The following is an 18,223-nucleotide window of genomic DNA, read 5'->3' as shown; positions in this document are numbered from 1 at the left end:
TGAATAATTCTCCCCTCTAGTTATCGAAAATGGAAGAAACGCCTATTCTAACTCCAAAGTCTTTGGCTTTCCATCCTTGGAATGACTGAACTAACTCCAGTCTGAAAATACGAAACAGGTTATCTATTGTGTAACCTACTTCCATGTAGTTATCAGAAGTTGGCGTGTGCAGGTAATTCACAAATAGATTCTCCTTTATTCCCAATAATCGAACTGCAGGAATATGAGTAAAGGCCAACTTCCTAAAACGAATGTGAGTTAGAATGGAAGCATATTCTTGGGCGGTGCTGTATTTGTAGTAGTCTAGCATGCGGTAACTACCCGTCACATCCATCGGACTCACCTCTAGCCTGTTACCTCTAAAGTGCTTATAGTCCATAAACTCCAAGGTTGGGGTGCCGAAGAACTTACCAAATTCAGCATCTACATCAATGATTGCCCTGACTCCAAGGTTCATTTCTGCATTCAAACCAAGTTCTAGGTGGTCAAAATTAACCTCACTCCCCAACCCATTAATACCTTTTCTGTACGTAAGGAGAAATTCTGGAGATCTGTCATAAATAGGAATCAGCCTTCCGTTGTATTTCCTAAACTTCACCCAAGGCCTGGCCCTCAAAGTTACATTGGTGATTAACGCGGTATTATCTTCAAACCCTTGTGCACTGTTCTCAAAATTAGTTGGTGCGTTATCACTAAACCTCCTATTATCTCTATCAAAGAAGCTATAATCTGTGTTGTTAAATAGCTCACTTCTATTCGCATATTCAACACTTGCTCCAAGGGTATATCTATACTTAAACCTTCTGGCGAAGCTTGCCTTGGCGAACTGCTTTTCGTAAAGATTAGCGTAATTTCTTTCTAGCAAGAGTAAATACAACGAACCAACTAACGGATCGATTATACCGGGATTGAACTGCTCTACGTAGCTACCACCAGAAACTCTGATAGTACTCCTCTCTTCCGCCTTTCCTATTCCAAATACGCTCTCTACTTTAGCATAAGGCTGCTCACTAGCAAAACCGTACCGAACGAAAGGGGAAATTCTTAGTCTGGTAGTTGTATCATTTCTCCACTGAAAAGTTCCTGTAAAGGTTAGGTTCAGCCCTTCTACGGCATTGTAATGGATGTGTTCTAAGAAGCCAGGAAAATCATACCTCAACCTTTTTCCTAATTTGTAATAGCTGCCGGTTAGTACTTGGCCAGGTTTAAACTTCTGACCGCTTCTAACTTTATTAGAATCAGCCTCAGCCTGAATTTTCTCTGCAACGTACGTACTATCGTCTTTGGCGTAACCTGCCACTTCTTTAGAGGTCAATGGCACTGGCCTGATAGACTCCCAATACAATGAATCCATTTTGGCAGCAAGCGAATCCATTTTGTAACTATAATCTGAGATAACATCGGGCTCTTCTGTTTCTTCCAGCTCCTGCTTCTCATATTCCTTCATCATTTTTCGGAACTGCTTTCTAGACACCTCTTTCTCTTCTTCAAAGACTTGCTCCATACCAGCCTCCAAGTTCTTTTCTTTAATCGCTTCAATTTCTTCAGGCGTGGGCTCTATCTTTTCATCGACCAATACTACAGCCGCATCCAAGTCGGCATTAGCCACCACTTCATAATTAGACACAGAGGCCAAATAGCTATACTTTCCTGCCACTCCGAAAATCTGTCCAGAAAACTCATACTGCTGAGTTACCGGCATCCAAATTTCATCTTCTATTGGGGCAAAAATCTGCTGAACCTGAACTTCGAACCCATAAATACTCGTTTTAAGATCCAGTGAGTAGATATTCCAGAAGTCTTCTCTGATATATATTTCCCCTTCAAACACATCATCTCCCTTAGACCTTGGAGTAACCTTGATTTTATTCACTTCATAGCCATTTTCCCTAAAGCTTCCTTGATACTCAAATTTGTAGTACGAAAATGCTCGCGGGTGCAATGGAGAAATGGCATTTACCACCTTAGGTAAATAGAAGCTGCTATTAATATATGAGTTGGGACTGGCATTGGCCATATCTTCACCTGAAGCACGTACAGAAATCACTCTTTCAGAAAACGTATTCGGTCTCTCGAAAGAAATTTCACTCACTGATTCCGATGTAAAAACCCTGCTGGTATCTACTCCTTCTTTTTCCAACGTCTTTCTTAAAAACCAAGGTACTTTAGTCAACTGACCGGTACCTTTCATATACACCTGAGCAGTGTAGGAGTCATTCTGAAGCAAATGATACTTAGCCTTAGCAATGGCCTTTCGCATTATGGTATAAGAAGGATCTTCGGCCTTACCAGAAACCACCACCGTTGGCAACTCATAAACCTGAGGCCTCAGTGTAATATCTAGGGTGGTAAAACCATTGCCTACCTGAATTCTGCGTTGCTCTGAAGCAAAGCCCATAAACTGGAAAGAAACATCATAAGCACCTGGCTTTAGGGGAAGCTCGTAATCTCCTTCAAGGTTAGAGCTTGTTCCTGTCCCTGCTTGTTTCACATAAATAGATGCAAATGGCAAGGGTTTGCCTTCATTGTCTTTAATATTTCCTTTAATACCCTGAGCACTAAGTTGACCACATAGAATCAAGGCCATGAAAAGAATTGTTGAGGTTTTGAGCATGGTTTGAGTTTTTGACTTTCGAGCAAAATACAGACCAATAGTTAATTCTGCCCGGAAATTGAGTTTACAGTTTATAGACGCAATAAGCGGCTAAAAGGTATGCTTCAGTTTAGCTAAAAACCAGAAGATTATTGATAAAACTTCTTAAAACGAATGTAATCGATTACGGGAGAGGGAAGCAAATACTGAACAGAGTGATCGTTTCTTATTGAACTTCTTATGAAAGTAGCAGAGATATCTAGCATTGGCGAGTCTATGTATTTAATATTCTCGTGTTTGATCTTGATTTTGCTTTTATCTACCTGAGGGCGAGGGTAAACGTACAATCCAAAGTTTTCTAGTACCGATTCGTAGTTTTTCCATTTATGGAAATGGACTAAATTATCTTCCCCAATAATGAGCTTAAATTCATTCTGAGGGTATTTGTCTGAAAGATAGGCAAGTGTATCGGCAGTGTAGCTAGGTCTTGGCATGTTGAATTCAACATCAGAAGCCCTGAACTTGAAATTATCTTCAATGGCCAATTCAACCATCTTTAATCTATCGAACTCGTGAAGCAAAGAACTGCTGCTCTTAAAAGGATTCAGCGGGCTAACCACAAACCAAACCTGCTCTAGGTCTGTCTGGTCGGCCATTACATCTGCAATAACCAAATGACCTATGTGGATGGGATTAAAAGAACCAAAGAAAAGACCTACTCGCACAGCTTAAGCATTTAGAAACTCATCTACCAAAACCTGAGCTTTTTCATAAGACTCATCTAGGTTTTCGTTGAGAAGGGTAATATCAAATTTATTTTCGAAAGTAAGCTCAAACTCGGCTCTATACAGTCTTTGCGACATGCTCTCGCGAGACTCTGTACCTCTGCCAGTTAGTCTTTTCTTAAGCTCTTCTAATGATGGGACCTTAACAAAAATAGCCAAAGCCTGATCTCCGAAGTATTTTTTAAGGTTCATGGCTCCTTTAACTTCCACATCAAAGAGTACCGTTTTACCTAGGGCCCAAAGCCTTTCTACTTCAGATTTGAGTGTACCGTAATAATTACCAGTGTACACTTCTTCCCATTCAATAAATTCGTCAGAGTCTATTTTAGATTTGAATTCTTCCTTAGAAAGGAAGTAGTAATCTTTTCCATTTTCTTCTGTCCTGCCACGTTTATCTCTTGTAGAAGCAGAGATTGAAAACGCTAGTTGCGGATTATTGGCAAGCAGATGCTTTACGATGGTCGTTTTTCCTGAGCCTGATGGCGCAGTGAAAATAATGGCCTTTCCGGATGTCATGCTTAAAGGTCTACGCTCTTGCGAATAGTAGAAACTAAGTTGGTAGGCATTTCAGCCTTGTGTTCGCAGAGTTTCTTTTTAATCTCGAGTTTAATTGATTTTTCCTTCTCGTAAGACATGTTAGACTTAACACAGGTTCTAATTTTTTGCTCGAAAATCGTTCTTGATTCTTCGTCAGCCTCATTATCCAACACCAGTTGAACAATTTCAGCAAACTGCTTCTCATCAATCAAATTTCCTTGTTCGCAGTAGCACTTCTTGAATGTGTCCTTAAACCATACTGAGAATTCCGACATTGTTTCACTCATTTGTTATACCCCATTTCCTTTGCGTAACCGGCCAGTTTTTCTTTCATCATGTTTCTGGCTCTATGCAGTCTAGACCTTACTGTTCCAATCGGAATATCGAGAATTTTCGACATTTCTTCATAGGTAAAGCCCTCTAAATCACTCAATATTATTACAGTTCTGAAATCTACTGGTATGCCATTTAAAGCACCAGAAATCTCGTCCCCGATCATATGCTGTACAGTCTCAACCCTTAAGTCAGTAGTGAAGCTTTCATCTACATCGTCTGAGTTATAGTATTGTTCAACCTCGTTATAGTCTACCTTATTCGGTTGTTTACTCTTCTTTCTATACTCATTAATGAAGCTGTTCTTCAAAATGCGGAACAACCATGCTTTTGCGTTAGTTCCACGCTCAAATGAATTGATAAACCTAAATGCCTTCAAATAAGTATCTTGCACCAAATCCTTGGCATCATCTTCATCAAAAGCAAGGCGAAAGGCAAAGTTGTACATGGAGTCTACATGTGGCATGAACTCTCCATCGAAAATCTCTGTTTTCTCCTTCTCTGAGTAATCCTGTCTACGAGCTTGTTGCTCTTGTTCGGTTTCTTCAGACATGCATCAAATTTAAGAAATTAAACACCAGTGTCTAAGCGCAAGACACCGAACACAAACATACAACAGAAAAGGCTATTTGTCGTAAGTTTGCGGCATAGATTAAAATCAAAAGGTTTGCGAATACTATTTCTGACTTATCAAGGAGGCATGGCAGGCTCCACATATTCTATCACCTATTTAGCTAAAGGCCTGGCCGATCGTGGACACAAAGTATTTGCAGGGCTTCGAAAAGAAATGCCTATTTGGGACTTGATTGAACACCCAGGGGTAACCCGAGTCCCCATGCGCATTAAAGGGAAGTTCGATTTTGAGAATTGGAGAGAGATTCGTGATTTAGTTCGAAATGAAAAAATTGATATCATCAATGCTCAATCTAGTCACGACAGATACACCAGTATTTTCGCTAAACTGAGGTTTAATCTTCCAGTTCAGATAGTACATACACGCAGACAAAACCCTTTGAGTGCTGGTGGTTGGCTGCAACGCAAGTTTTACATAAAGAACACAGCTAATATTGTTGTAATCAGTGATGGCCTGAAAAGGATTTTTATTGAAAAGGGCTATCCTGAGCATCATATTAAGGTTATCCATAATGGTATTCCGAAGAAGCGATTTGAACAGTGGAGCCAAGAAAAAGTAGAGCAGTTCAGAAAGCAACTAAACCTTCAACCTGAAGACAAGGTGGTGGGCTGCATTTCCAGATTCAAAGAACAGCCTCAACTAATTGAAGCAATAGCAAGGCTAAATGACCCTAACATTAAACTCATTTTCGCAGGCATCTCGCCCGAGCAAATTCAACCCTATTTAGACAAGTTCAACATTGAGAATGAAGTGCATGTTTTAGGCAAAGTTCCGCCTGAAGATATTTTGAACATCTATAGATTACTCGATGTAAATGTTCTAGCCTCTACAATGGATGGTTTCGGATTGGTGTTGGTAGAAGCCATGGCCATGGAATGTCCTGTAATAGCAACCAATTTTGGCGGAATCCCTGATGTAATAGAAGATGGAGTAAATGGCTTTTTATTCGAAAACGAAGACATTGGAGGTTTAGCAGAACGAATTCAAAAGGTACTTTCTGACAACTCTTTAAGACAACAGCTGATAACTAATGGTCTTAAAACCGCCTTCGAGAAGTACACAATGGAAAAAACCATTGATGGTTATGAAGAATACTTTGAGAGCTTAGTGAGATAAATCTTTGTTGTAAAATTTATAGATTTAAGGAGTACCAAACACACTACATCACGTGTTGATGACAAAGACTATTAAGGTTTTTCAAACCTTGCTAATACTAACATATTTCGCCTTTTATTTCTTTCCAACATGGTTTGACTTTAACAGTCAAAGATGGTCGCACTACATTTTGGCTTTCCTTTTTGGTACGCTTATCGTGACAGGCATTTATGGGCTTCAGTCTAAAAGTCAAAACAGAAAAAGAAACTGAAGCATTGACACGCTCTCAAAAAATGAGGAGTATAACCTAAAATTGATTCGAGAAGCTTAAGCCCCGCTTTATTCAAGTCTACAAAAAGCTATCTTCTTATTGCAAAAGAGATGATTGAAAATTATACTTGTATAAATGCAATTCAATAAACACTCACTCCTTCTTTTACTTATACTTTGGGCTTGTTCTAAAAAAGAAGTCACCCAACAAGACACTCCCATAATAAGCGAGATTGCTACTAGTCTCGTTTCAGAGATTAAAATTGATAGTGTCTCTCTAGCACCAGAAAAATATTCGGGTTTGGGTCGCTTAGAGCTCATCAACAACAAGATTGTTTACCTAGACTTAGTTGATCATACAGTGAATTTCTTTGACGAGAGCTTAAAGCTCGAAGGAATGTACGGAGGACAGGGCAGTGGTCCTAATGAAGTGCGAAGCATCAACTATATCGCAGAAGCTCCTGGCTCAAACTATTTGATGATAGACAACTTCGGCTTTAATGTGTTTGAGAATGATTCCATTAAGCTTTCATTCAAACTTTTCGATTGGGACAGTCAAACCTCAAGCCAAGAGCTTTTAGCCAATCCCAATGCAGAAGACAAAGGAATGTACACCATAGATTGGAACCCCAATATACAAAGCAATTTTACCAGCATTCATAATGGTTTTCTTTACCTACCAATCATTACAGAGCACCCTGAAATGAATGCTTATCAAGACGAGGAGTTCTATACAGATACCTATGCAATAGGTAAGTTCAACATAGAAAGTGGAAAACTTGAAAAAATGGGAGTTAACTGGCCAAGCTTTTATTTGGAAAATAAGTTTATTCCAAATTTCGCTGGGCTAGATTTGACTCATTTAAAAGATCATCTAATAGTCGGTTTTCAGACAGATTCTTTGATCCATATTTATGACGAAAATCTCCAATTGGTAAAGAAGTTTGGCGTATCTGGTAAAGGCTTCAAATATGAATACAAAAGGACTAGAACAGTTGAAGAAGCCATCGACTCTTGGGATAGCGACCTAATGGACCAAAGCTATTATGCTAGCTTATGGGCTAATGAAAACATGGTTTTCCGAATCTACCATCCCAATGGAAAAAATGGTCATACGAAAATGCAGGTTTACCAAGGCGAGGTTTTAACCCATGATGTTGAAGTACCCCAAAGATTCAGAGTTATTGGTAAAATTGGCGATTACTACTATGCCGATGGCCATGTCAGCGAAACCGATGAATCTTTATTTGTATATCGATTTAAATTATCTCCGTAATGCACAAACTATTGATAAGCCTACTTCTTTTAGTCGGCTTTTCATCTTTACCATTTGCCCAACAAATTGAAGTGAAAGATACTGAAGGTAAGCCTTTACCTTTCTGCCACTTAAGAGTGGAGAATCAGAAAACTTCCAGTTTTTTTTTAACAGAACACTATCTTCTTATTACACAAACTACAAAAGGAAGGTATGGCAAAATCAGGGCTTAAGTGAATACATGGAACAGTATGGCAAGCATTTAGATTTTAGACAAGCTGTAGAATATGAGGCAATCAGACTATTGGGAACAATTCAACCAGTACCTCAATGAGATTGGTAAAAAAATGGGATTAGTTGGCCTGAAAACTAAGGATGTAGAAAAAAGTACTGGAAGATGGAGAAACAGAGACTCATGTTATCGAAAAGATTCTAAAGACCGTCTTCGAGAAGTACACTATGGAAAAAACCATTGATGGGTATGAAGAATACTTTGAGAGTTTGGTTTTAAGTTAATAATCAAATAAAAAAGCACTCCATTGAGAGTGCTTTTCACGCATAAAAACCTTAATCTCCTATTTTCTCGACTTATCTCGATTAATAAATTTCTTCATACCGAAAATCACATCATCTGTCATCCTTTCAGCTACTAGGTCAACTCCATCTAAATACCATTTCTCTACATTGCCCGTTTTCCTTTCTAAATCTGCGAGCATTATGGGGTCCATCTGAAAGTACGATGCACTCATCGTTAGACCATCTCTATACATATTCATTAGTTTAGCGCCAATTCTTCCGCTATATTCCTTATCCTTTTCATCATCGATAGTAGTTACCACAGCCATTTCAAAACCCCTGAACACCAGAGACCTACCTCCCTTTTCTATACTAACTCGTACCGCAATGAGCAAAGAAGCATCTAAACCGAGTTCCTCTGTAATCAAGCCAATATTAGAAGGTGACTTAAAGTCCATAGAAACAGTCTTAGCAGTAACAGGGTAAAAAGCATAACCATCGGCAGACACCGATCCAGTTCCTCCATTACTATTACCTTGTAACCTATTTAATAGGCCATTGCTGAAAAACTTTAAAATTCCACTCAATTCTACCCTAGAAGGGCCATTAAAGTAAATTTTCTTTTGCTCTTCGTTGGTAATAAACTCATCAGGCTCCATTAGATTAAAACCGGCCGAGGTGTATTTTGCTCTAATCTTAGGAAGTATCTCCTCCATTATCCTATTGGAGATCATGTTACTTCCATCTTCTGAGATAAAGTTTTTCTCATAATACACCCAACCACCTGCTTTACTAGACTTCCATGTACTCTCATCCCAAAGCTGAAAGGTTAGCACCCCAATATCCTTTGGGTTTGGCGTATTTTCTTCTTTTAATAATCCTACATCTATTAAGCCGTCAATGAGCATTAGTTGACTTATATAGTAGTCGCTTCCTTTTCTAAAATTATCCCACTTCTTGTCTTTCATTTGAGCAATCTCCATGAAATTCTTTTGAGCTATGAGAGATCCGTTAAGCACTAGTAGTAAGCCAATTATAAGCACCCTAGCCACTGAATTATTTTTTCTAATCTGATTCATTTGAATAAATTTTTGGTGATAATTTTCTTTTAAAAATTATAGCCCTATACCAAAGGTGTACCTTACTGCTAGCGTAAATAGATAAGCGTCACTGTAAGGCCTTAGACTTAGTTCATAATTGATAGAGCGAGTACCGTAGAATAGCTTCTGAAAGCCTATTCTGGCACCAAAAGAGGTAGCAGGATCTAACGGCACTACCTGCCCATTAGCATCCGTCCCAGGCTCTGGTAAATTTGTAATTGGGGTATAGATAAGGTCTAAGTAAAACTGTTTGTCGTAATGTGTGTCATAGATATAATCACCCACTTCCACTTTGGCATGCTCTCGTTTTCTACGAGTAATCCCGAGTGTCAGTCCGGCATTAGAAGCATCTGAACTACTAAAACTGTATAGACCTACTTTTGCTAATAAATCGGTTTTCACCTCACCACGAGGCCTGAAAGACTTTTCATAAGAGCTTATATAACTACTACTGTAGCTTCCCGCACTTTCAAGAATTATTTTTACATCGTCTTTCTTTTTCTTACCCGGAATAATAGGAAGCATCACTCCGCCATTCAGTTCCATGGGTTTGGCTTTATATTCTAAAGGCCCTCGATCTATATGACCTACCCCCACTAATTCTCTGTGACCCTGAAACCAAGCAGTAAGCGGCAGGCCAGGTATATCGTACTGCCCCCTTACTTCTAATGAAATACCAAGAATAGTGGCTCCACCGAGGAACATACCTCCTCCACCACCAATAAAACCTACATATTTATCTACATCAGACTCCAAAAGCTTATAGCTAAGCTTTTGACTTGTTACACTCTGAGCCTCAGCTAGGTCGACTCCAATTAGGGCAAATATTACTATGAGAAGGGTGAGTTTTTTCATTTCTTTAATGGTTGGATTTTAAAATTTAATGCCCTTCGCGCAAAGGCGAAGGGCTGCTCTCTTTCATAGATTCTCAAAGCCATCAGAGAGCAAATGAGTTTGTATATAAAGTTTTATTAATCTGAGATGACGGGTCAGAAACTGTACTAGAGTTTCTTGATAAAAAATAGGCATTATAAATAGATGCATGACTTTGAGAATTATTGATATCCCAAAGTTCACGCTTACACTCCTGACTCCCTCTCGTGGTAATTTGGTATTTGTATGTGGAAAATACGTAGATGGTCGTGTCTGACTTTATGTTTAAGCATTTTCAGCTTTTCAGCTTTTGGCCAAGGGGCTATAGACAGCCTGACTACCAAACTAGAAACCGCTTCAGACTCTTCTGAATTAATGATGATTTACAAGGCTCTTGGAGATGAGTACTTTAATCAGGAAAATGATCTAAAGGCATTAGAAACTTATGAAAAGCACCTTCAAATTAGTCTTGCTAGAGAAGACTCTTTCAATATCCTTTCAGGCTACTTCAATGTTATTCAACCCTTAATCTATTTGGAGAAACTACCTCGCCACCTTGAAATAGCTCGTGAAGGTTTTGACTACGCCTTGAAGTTTAGCAACTTAAAATACCAAGTGATTTTTGGTAATGAGATTGGAGTGCTATACCGTAAAATGGGTTTGGGCGATAGTTCCATAGTATATCTAAACTCTGCGCTTGAAGCTAGCATTGTACTTAAGAATAAAGGTTATGAATCTTTCATTCTAGAAAATCTAGGAAACACCTACAGTAATCAAGGTGATTTTATAGAGTCAATTCAATCCTATTTAGCCGCTCAAAAGATTTATCGAGAATCTAATGACCATAAAAGTCTACAAGAGTTAGAGTACAACCTTGGAGTTCTTTATAAAAAAATTGGAGAATATGGGAAGTCAATGGATAGTTACAAAGAGGTACTTCAGTATTTCATTCTGCAGAATGACACAACTTACATAAGAGGCACACTCCATAATATTGCTTCTCTTTATCAAATTCAGAATAGGCTAGACTCGGCTCTAATTTATGCCACAAAGAGTGCCAAGTTAGAGTTTAATATGGATGACCTGTGTAATTCCGGAAACTCTGCCTTGCTTGGGAGAATACATCTTGGCTTGGAACAATTAGACTCAGCAGAGTACTACTTAAATAAAGAACTTTCGACTATGGAGAACTGTAATTCAAAGTTCTACTATTCGCCAGCCAAATCAGCACTCGGAGAAATCTACCTAAGGAAAGGTCGTTTAGAACAGTCCGAAGCATACTTTAAAGAAAGCTACAATTACGCCATTGCAAACAATTACCAAGAAGACATAATTGAAAGCTCAAAAGGTTTATTTCAAGTGTACCTTGCCCAAAATGACTATAAAAAAGCTCTGACCTATCATAGAAAATTCAAAAATGCGGAAGACTCCCTACTTAACTTAGATAATACTAGAAAAATAGCTTGGCTAGAAGCTAATCAAAGAATGAATTACCTGGCAGATAGCCTCGAATTTGAGCGCCAACTGAGTGAAACTAAACTTAACGCAGAAATCAATTCCCAAAAAGTAAAAAGACGAACAATAGTCTTTATAGCAACCACGACATTAATAATTGCAGGGGTTTGGTTCTATTTTCTACAAAAAAGAAAACAGATTAGGCATAATGAGCAACTTGCTAAAGAACGAGAAGAAGGCCTTCAAAATGTCTTGGTGGCTACAGAAACAGAACGCAGTCGCATTAGCAAAGATTTACATGATGGAGTCGGACAGCAGCTCTCCGCCATTAAATTGGCGATGTCCGATATCATGGGCAAAGTAGAGGACTCAGCAAAACCCCAAATAGCGCAACTCAACGATCTGCTTACCAGGTCTGCTGAAGAGGTACGCACTATTTCACACCAAATGATGCCAAGAGCTCTTGTGGATCATGGTTTGATTGAAGCGATAGATGACCTACTCAAAAACTCTTTTACGTATTCTGAAATCGAATATGAATTTGAATACAAAAATATCTACAGCAGATTCGGAGAACGTATCGAAATCACTATCTATCGTATTTTACAAGAGCTTATAAACAATGTTCTAAAACACTCAAATGCTACATTAGTAAATGTTCAGCTTTATAAAACAGGCAATCAGCTTACTCTTTTGGTAGAAGATAATGGTGATGGATTAAAACATGACAAACCAAAAGGACATGGCCTGCAAAACATAAAGAGCCGACTCACAATTGTAAATGGCAAAGTAAATTTTGAAACAAGCCAAGGTACCACCGTTTTTGTTAGTATACCTGTAGATAAATGACCAAAGTAATAATAATTGATGATCACGAATTAGTTGCCGAAGGCATTAGCAGACTAATAAATCAACTTGAGGGTTTTGAACTGATAGGCATATATAGCAATTCGAATGAAGGTCTTACCAAAACAAAAGTTCTAAAACCAGATCTGCTTATAACCGACCTTGATATGCCTGGAATAAACGGACTCGAGCTTGTAGAAAAACTTATAACTGCTAATGCTAAACCCAATTGCATATTACTCACCATGCACTTGGATAGAAATACAGTAAAAAAGGCCTTAAAACTTGGAGTTGAGGGCTACATACTTAAAAATGCAGATTCTGAAGAATTCCTACACAGCATAAAAACTGTCAGTAAATCGCACACCTATTATACTCCAAAAGCAATGGAAGCTCTTATTGAAAATGGAAAAGAGGTGAAATCAAGCAGTCTGAAGAAAATCCAGCTCTTAACAGAACGCGAATTGGAAATTTTAAACCTTGTGGTTCAAGGCCTTTCAACCAACGAAATCTCCGAAAAACTCTTTATAGCACGGAGAACAACAGAAACTCACAGAAAATCAATCATGTCAAAACTAGGCGTTAACAATGTTGCTGGAATGGTTAGAATTGCCATGCAAGAAGGTCTAATCGATTAATTAGCAAAAGCAGTCTCACTTGTATTGATGGTTATTGACAATACTTCCAAACTTTGATTACCAAAAATTAGATTCAAGTCTTAACTTGCAGGGTCTTAGAAATCAGCGATTCACAATAATGATAAAGCTGATTTATTTCTCGATAGAAGCTTCTTGTGCTGAATGGATTTTCTCTCAACCCTTAATGAACCACAATACGAAGGTGTAGTAAACACCGAAGGCCCAGCCATGATTATTGCTGGAGCAGGATCTGGTAAAACTCGGGTACTCACCTACCGCATCGCTTACTTGATAAAGGAAAAAGGTGTTGATCCTTTCAACATACTATCACTGACCTTTACCAATAAGGCTGCAAGAGAAATGCGCGAGCGTATTGAAAAAGTGGCAGGCCTGAATGCCCGCAATCTTTGGATGGGCACCTTCCACTCCGTATTCGCCAGAATTCTGAGAGCCGAAGCAGATCGATTGGGTTACCCGAGCAACTTCACCATTTATGATAGTGACGATTCTAAATCGCTCATTAAAACTATCGTTAAGGAGTTTGGGCTAGATGATAAGGTTTACAAACCAAACGTAGTGCTCAACCGTATTTCGGGAGCTAAAAACCGACTGGTAGAATGGTCTGAGTACATCAACAATCCGCTTTACGCGGCAGATGATGCTGCAGCTCAAAAGCCAGAAATGGGTAGAATCTACAAAACCTATTGCCAACGCTGCTTCAAAGCAGACGCTATGGATTTTGATGACCTTCTGCTGAACACCAACATACTTTTTAGAGATCATTTAGATGTGCTGCACAAGTATCAACACAGATTTAAATATGTATTGGTCGATGAGTTTCAGGACACCAATGTTTCGCAGTACCTCATTACCAAGAAACTCTCTGCCGTAAGTCAGAATATTGCGGTAGTAGGTGACGATGCCCAGTCTATTTATGCCTTCCGTGGTGCTAATATTGAGAACATCCTCAACTTTGAGAAAGACTTTCCAGACCTTAAGGTCATTAAGCTAGAGCAGAATTATCGCTCTACTAAAAACATTGTTGAAGCGGCCAACTCACTGATCGCTCAAAACAAAGGGCAGCTTAAAAAGTCTGTTTGGACAGCCAATAATGATGGCAACCGAATAGAACTCATCAAGTCTATCTCAGACAATGAAGAAGGGCGATTTGTTTCTTCAACCATTTTCGAACAAAAAGCACAAAACAATTACGAAAATAAGGACTTCGCTATTCTCTATAGAACGAACAGCCAGTCGAGGGCTATAGAAGAAGCGCTTAGAAAAAGCGGTATTCCTTACAAAATCTATGGTGGTCTTTCCTTCTATCAAAGAAAGGAAATCAAAGACCTGATGGGCTATTTGAGGTTCGCCATCAATACCAACGATGAGCAATCTTTCAGAAGAATCATCAACCTACCGAAACGAGGCATTGGACCTACCTCGGTTGAAAAAATGGTGGTTGCGGCTTTTGAGCATGACATTCCGCTCTGGGAAGTGCTGACCAACATAGACATGTTCCTTCCGGGAAGAGCCGCCAATGCCGTTAGAGACTTTGTTACCTTGGTTAAAAGTTTCAAAATCTATGTAGACTCTAAAGATGCTTTTGAAGCGGCAAGTCATATAGCCAAAGCTTCGGGCTTGCTTAAAGAGCTTTACGATGACAAAACGGTTGAAGGACTTAACCGCTACGAAAACGTTCAGGAACTCCTGAATGCCATGAAGGAGTTCGTAGAAACGCCTGAAGTAGAAGACAAAACCTTGGGCGCATTTCTTCAAGACATTGCTCTATTGACGGATGCAGACAATGAAGACCCTACAGACAATGACTTCGTTTCTTTAATGACAATTCATGCATCGAAGGGACTAGAGTTTAAAAACGTATTCATCGTTGGTTTGGAAGAAGACCTCTTCCCTTCTCAAATGATGTTGAGCAGTAGAGCCGACTTAGAAGAAGAACGCAGGCTTTTTTATGTGGCCATTACGCGGGCTCAAGACAACCTGTACTTTTCTTATGCCCTTTCGCGTTACAGGTTTGGTAGGCTCATTAATTGTGAACCAAGCCGTTTTATTGAAGAAGTAGACCCCAATTATATCTTTGTGAACACACGCTTTGGAAGCAGAGAACCTAAGTTGGGTAAGAGCGAACAGCCACCGGGTTTTTCTTCAAGCTTTGCAAGAAACTTGATGAGCAATAAAAAACCAGTAGCCAAAAAGCCGCTTCAATACCATAAACCTTCGGTAGATTTTAAGCCTAGCGACACATCGAAGCTTGGAGAAGGCATGAAGGTAGAACATCCGAAATTCGGCTTCGGAAAAGTACGAAAACTAGACACCGAAGGCGCCAACAAAAAGGCAATAGTCATATTTGAAGACTTTGGCGAAAAAACGCTCTTGCTGGCCTTTGCAAAGCTTAGAATAGTAGAATAGATAAGCTTAAAACTAGCTTTTCAATAATAATTAGTAATTTGAACCAAGACTAAAAATCAATGGGATTAGAATATAATACGGAGCGATCTGAAGTGAAATTGTTAGAGTATGGTCGCAACATCCAAAAGTTGGTTAATCATATAAAAACGATAGAAGACAAGGAAAAAAGAAGCGCTTACGCAGAAACCTTGACAGATCTGATGAAGCAGATCAACACCAACATCAAAGGCAATCAGGATTACGATCAGAAAGTATGGGACGACTTGTATTTGATCTCCAACTTTGAACTAGAAGTTGAAGCGCCTTTTCCAATGCCTGACAAAGAAGCTATTGGCAAAAAACCACAAAGGGTTAATTACAAAAGCTCAAACATTAAGTACATGCACTACGGCCGTAGCGTAGAAATAATGATTGAGCAAGCCATTGCCATGGAAGACGCAGAAACTAGAGAGTCTGCCATTATTCACATTGGCAGACTGATGAAGTCTTTCTACAATACTTGGAACAAAGACAATATCGATGATGAAATCATCTTAAAGCACATTAAGGAGCTATCTAAGGGGCAGCTAGATATTGACATTGAGAAAGTGAAAGAATTCGGTCTCTTTAATAATAATGTTAAGGAATCGCATCGTTCTAACAGGAACAATAACCGCGACAATAACCGAAGAAGAAACAACAACAAAAGACGCAGAAACTAAATGTCCTCTTTCATTATTGAAGGTGGCACCCGCCTTTCAGGAGATATTATTCCACAAGGTGCCAAAAACGAAGCTTTACAAATTCTATGTGCAGTTTTGCTTACCGCAGAACCTGTTACAATTAACAAAGTCCCAGACATTCGTGATGTTAACAAGCTGATTGAGCTTTTGGCAGAAATGGGTGTAGATGTTAAATATCTTGGCAATGAGAGCTATCGCTTCTGTGCTAAAAATGTAGACATCGACTACCTAGAAACAGAGGACTTCAGAAAGAAAGCTTCATCTCTCAGAGGTTCAATAATGATTTTAGGTCCGCTTTTGGCTCGTTTTGGCAAAGGAAAGATTTCTAAACCTGGAGGAGACAAAATTGGTAGAAGAAGGCTAGACACTCACTTCATTGGCTTTCAAAAACTTGGAGCCAGATTCCTTTATGAGGCAGAGACAGGCATGTACCATATCGATGCTAGTCAGCTGAAAGGAACATACATGCTGCTTGACGAGGCTTCCGTAACCGGAACTGCCAACATCTTAATGGCAGCAGCCATGGCCAAAGGAAAAACCACCATTTACAATGCTGCTTGTGAGCCATATCTTCAACAGTTGAGTAAAATGCTTAACCGCATGGGAGCCAAAATCACTGGAATTGGCTCTAACTTACTTCATATCGAGGGAGTAGACTCACTAGGTGGTACAGAGCATACAATGCTGCCTGATATGATTGAAATTGGTTCTTTCATAGGCATGGCAGCTATGACTCAGTCTGAAATTACTATCAAAGATTGTAAGATTCCTGAGCTTGGTGTAATTCCTGATACCTTCAAAAGACTAGGAATCGATATGGAGTTCAGAGGTGATGACATCTTCATTCCTTCTCAAGATCGTTACGAAATTGAAACCTTCATAGATGGTTCAATTATGACTATTGCTGATGCTATTTGGCCTGGCCTTACCCCTGACCTTCTTAGTATTGTGCTAGTGGTGGCCACTCAGGCTAAAGGAACGGTTTTGGTTCACCAGAAAATGTTTGAAAGCCGCCTGTTCTTTGTAGATAAACTGATTGACATGGGCGCTCAAATCATCCTTTGCGATCCGCACAGAGCTACAGTTATTGGCTTGAATAGACAGCAAAAACTTAAGGGAATTAGAATGACATCTCCAGACATTCGTGCCGGACAAGCCCTGTTGATTGCAGCACTTTCTGCAGAAGGCCGATCTATTATTGACAATGTAGAACAAATAGATAGAGGCTACCAACATATTGACACCCGATTAAAAGCCCTTGGGGCAAAAATTGAAAGAATGGATTAATTTATAAGCCTGACACCCGTCAGGCTTTTTTATTTTTCACTCTACTTAGCCAAGCATTCAGACTATATTAGTACAAGTCTTACTACAAAATTGGTTATGGCTAAGCATATAGAACCCAGACTACATGGAGAGAATAAGTGGTTCTCTCGCTTCCAAGATTACATTGGAGAGTTCATTTATGGCGGCATTGATGGCTCCGTTACCACCTTTGCCGTAGTAGCTGGAGCTGCTGGCGCACAGCTAGATAGTGCAGTTGTGTTAATTCTTGGCTTCGCGAACCTGTTTGCCGATGGCTTTGCCATGTCTGTGGGCAGCTACCTTTCTACCAAGTCAGAGCAAGAGAATTACCGAAAACATAAAGCCATTGAATATTGGGAAGTAGACAATCTGCCTGAAAAGGAAAGAGAAGAGATTAGGGAAATATATGCTGCTAAGGGTTTTGAAGGTAAGCTTCTAGAGCAAGTAGTAGACAAAATCACTGAGAATAAAGATCGCTGGGTAGATGTAATGATGAAGGAAGAACTTAACATGACCGAAGAATCCAAATCTCCATTTCAAATGGGCTTTGTTACCTTCATTTCATTCCTTAGTCTAGGCATTATACCTCTGATCATATATGTCATCGACTACACAAGTTCAAGCATTTCTGGTGACCTATTTCTTTATTCATCTGTTCTTACTTTTGTAACATTTGCAGGAATAGGCTTTGCCAAAAGCTATGTAACTCAGGCCAACAAGCTCAGAAGCACTTTGGAAACACTTTTTCTTGGAGGTTCAGCAGCAGTATTAGCTTATTTCGTGGGCGACTTTCTTGAAAAAATGATAGCTTGAGAAGCTAATAAAATGGTAAGGTCAAT

16 protein-coding genes are annotated in these 18,223 nt (G+C 39.3%); 9 read left to right on the top strand and 7 right to left on the bottom strand.

Going from position 1 to position 18,223, the window contains the following annotated elements; translation table 11 throughout:
* Positions 1–16: 16 nt before the first annotated feature.
* From AWW68_RS11490 to AWW68_RS11470, 5 genes are all read right to left on the bottom strand, one after another.
* Entirely contained in the window at positions 17–2,614 is a 2,598-nt protein-coding gene (locus AWW68_RS11490; protein WP_068221134.1) for a DUF5686 and carboxypeptidase regulatory-like domain-containing protein, read from the bottom strand.
* 128 nt (positions 2,615–2,742) lie between these two features.
* A complete protein-coding gene (gene nadD, locus AWW68_RS11485; RefSeq protein ID WP_068221131.1) occupies positions 2,743–3,318 on the bottom strand; it encodes a nicotinate (nicotinamide) nucleotide adenylyltransferase in 576 nt (191 codons plus the stop codon).
* Between the two features lie 3 nt (positions 3,319–3,321).
* On the bottom strand, positions 3,322–3,894 hold the full coding sequence (gene gmk / locus AWW68_RS11480) for a guanylate kinase (protein WP_068221129.1): 573 nt from the start codon (positions 3,892–3,894) through the stop codon (positions 3,322–3,324).
* Positions 3,895–3,896: 2 nt separating this feature from the next.
* Entirely contained in the window at positions 3,897–4,190 is a 294-nt protein-coding gene (locus AWW68_RS11475; protein ID WP_185101260.1) for a hypothetical protein, read from the bottom strand.
* Between the two features lie 8 nt (positions 4,191–4,198).
* Positions 4,199–4,801: a sigma-70 family RNA polymerase sigma factor gene (locus tag AWW68_RS11470; RefSeq protein ID WP_068221125.1), complete on the bottom strand. Its 603-nt coding sequence runs from the start codon at positions 4,799–4,801 to the stop codon at positions 4,199–4,201.
* A gap of 114 nt (positions 4,802–4,915) precedes the next feature.
* Here AWW68_RS11470 and AWW68_RS11465 point away from each other — a divergent pair, with 114 nt between their 5' ends.
* From AWW68_RS11465 to AWW68_RS11445, 3 genes are all read left to right on the top strand, one after another.
* On the top strand, positions 4,916–5,998 hold the full coding sequence (locus tag AWW68_RS11465) for a glycosyltransferase family 4 protein (protein WP_157717624.1): 1,083 nt from the start codon (positions 4,916–4,918) through the stop codon (positions 5,996–5,998).
* 385 nt (positions 5,999–6,383) lie between these two features.
* A complete protein-coding gene (locus AWW68_RS11455; RefSeq protein WP_068221110.1) occupies positions 6,384–7,523 on the top strand; it encodes a hypothetical protein in 1,140 nt (379 codons plus the stop codon).
* Positions 7,524–7,789: 266 nt separating this feature from the next.
* Positions 7,790–7,978: a hypothetical protein gene (locus tag AWW68_RS11445; RefSeq protein ID WP_068221106.1), complete on the top strand. Its 189-nt coding sequence runs from the start codon at positions 7,790–7,792 to the stop codon at positions 7,976–7,978.
* A gap of 99 nt (positions 7,979–8,077) precedes the next feature.
* On the opposite strand, the gene AWW68_RS11440 is transcribed toward AWW68_RS11445, so the two are convergent.
* Both AWW68_RS11440 and AWW68_RS11435 read right to left on the bottom strand, forming a co-directional pair.
* Positions 8,078–9,097 carry a hypothetical protein gene (locus AWW68_RS11440; RefSeq protein ID WP_068221105.1) on the bottom strand — a complete coding sequence of 340 codons (1,020 nt, stop codon included), beginning with the start codon at positions 9,095–9,097 and terminating at the stop codon, positions 8,078–8,080.
* Positions 9,098–9,133: 36 nt separating this feature from the next.
* The gene (locus AWW68_RS11435) at positions 9,134–9,973 is read right to left on the bottom strand and encodes a hypothetical protein (RefSeq protein ID WP_068221102.1); all 840 of its coding nucleotides are present in this window, start codon (positions 9,971–9,973) and stop codon (positions 9,134–9,136) included.
* A 264-nt stretch (positions 9,974–10,237) separates the two neighbouring features.
* On the opposite strand from AWW68_RS11435, the gene AWW68_RS11430 reads away from it, so the two are divergent.
* From AWW68_RS11430 to AWW68_RS11405, 6 genes are all read left to right on the top strand, one after another.
* The gene (locus AWW68_RS11430) at positions 10,238–12,295 is read left to right on the top strand and encodes a tetratricopeptide repeat-containing sensor histidine kinase (protein WP_068221099.1); all 2,058 of its coding nucleotides are present in this window, start codon (positions 10,238–10,240) and stop codon (positions 12,293–12,295) included.
* Positions 12,292–12,930, top strand: a complete 639-nt coding sequence (locus tag AWW68_RS11425) for a response regulator (RefSeq protein ID WP_068221096.1) — start codon at positions 12,292–12,294, stop codon at positions 12,928–12,930. Before AWW68_RS11430 ends, AWW68_RS11425 begins: the two co-directional genes overlap by 4 nt.
* A 162-nt stretch (positions 12,931–13,092) precedes the next feature.
* Positions 13,093–15,357: an ATP-dependent helicase gene (locus AWW68_RS11420; protein WP_068221094.1), complete on the top strand. Its 2,265-nt coding sequence runs from the start codon at positions 13,093–13,095 to the stop codon at positions 15,355–15,357.
* 59 nt (positions 15,358–15,416) lie between these two features.
* On the top strand, positions 15,417–16,058 hold the full coding sequence (locus tag AWW68_RS11415; RefSeq protein WP_068221092.1) for a DUF4290 domain-containing protein: 642 nt from the start codon (positions 15,417–15,419) through the stop codon (positions 16,056–16,058).
* Positions 16,059–17,366, top strand: a complete 1,308-nt coding sequence (murA, locus tag AWW68_RS11410; RefSeq protein ID WP_068221089.1) for a UDP-N-acetylglucosamine 1-carboxyvinyltransferase — start codon at positions 16,059–16,061, stop codon at positions 17,364–17,366.
* Between the two features lie 96 nt (positions 17,367–17,462).
* Positions 17,463–18,197: a VIT1/CCC1 transporter family protein gene (locus AWW68_RS11405; RefSeq protein WP_068221087.1), complete on the top strand. Its 735-nt coding sequence runs from the start codon at positions 17,463–17,465 to the stop codon at positions 18,195–18,197.
* The last annotated feature ends 26 nt before the right edge of the window (positions 18,198–18,223 follow it).

The sequence above is a fragment of the Roseivirga spongicola genome (assembly GCF_001592965.1).
GTDB classification, from domain to species: domain Bacteria; phylum Bacteroidota; class Bacteroidia; order Cytophagales; family Cyclobacteriaceae; genus Roseivirga; species Roseivirga spongicola.
This window is presented reverse-complemented; position numbering and strand designations above follow the sequence as displayed.

Bases quoted from the DNA above. Each gene is read 5' to 3' on its own strand.
- AWW68_RS11435 (WP_068221102.1), bottom strand. From the start codon at position 9,973: ATGAAAAAACTCACCCTTCTCATAGTAATATTTGCCCTAATTGGAGTC.
- AWW68_RS11440 (WP_068221105.1), bottom strand. From the start codon at position 9,097: ATGAATCAGATTAGAAAAAATAATTCAGTGGCTAGGGTGCTTATAATT.
- AWW68_RS11430 (WP_068221099.1), top strand. From the start codon at position 10,238: ATGTGGAAAATACGTAGATGGTCGTGTCTGACTTTATGTTTAAGCATT.
- AWW68_RS11475 (WP_185101260.1), bottom strand. From the start codon at position 4,190: ATGTCGGAATTCTCAGTATGGTTTAAGGACACATTCAAGAAGTGCTAC.
- AWW68_RS11405 (WP_068221087.1), top strand. From the start codon at position 17,463: ATGGCTAAGCATATAGAACCCAGACTACATGGAGAGAATAAGTGGTTC.
- AWW68_RS11415 (WP_068221092.1), top strand. From the start codon at position 15,417: ATGGGATTAGAATATAATACGGAGCGATCTGAAGTGAAATTGTTAGAG.
- AWW68_RS11445 (WP_068221106.1), top strand. From the start codon at position 7,790: ATGAGGCAATCAGACTATTGGGAACAATTCAACCAGTACCTCAATGAG.
- AWW68_RS11490 (WP_068221134.1), bottom strand. From the start codon at position 2,614: ATGCTCAAAACCTCAACAATTCTTTTCATGGCCTTGATTCTATGTGGT.
- gmk (WP_068221129.1), bottom strand. From the start codon at position 3,894: ATGACATCCGGAAAGGCCATTATTTTCACTGCGCCATCAGGCTCAGGA.
- murA (WP_068221089.1), top strand. From the start codon at position 16,059: ATGTCCTCTTTCATTATTGAAGGTGGCACCCGCCTTTCAGGAGATATT.
- AWW68_RS11470 (WP_068221125.1), bottom strand. From the start codon at position 4,801: ATGTCTGAAGAAACCGAACAAGAGCAACAAGCTCGTAGACAGGATTAC.
- AWW68_RS11425 (WP_068221096.1), top strand. From the start codon at position 12,292: ATGACCAAAGTAATAATAATTGATGATCACGAATTAGTTGCCGAAGGC.
- AWW68_RS11420 (WP_068221094.1), top strand. From the start codon at position 13,093: ATGGATTTTCTCTCAACCCTTAATGAACCACAATACGAAGGTGTAGTA.
- AWW68_RS11455 (WP_068221110.1), top strand. From the start codon at position 6,384: ATGCAATTCAATAAACACTCACTCCTTCTTTTACTTATACTTTGGGCT.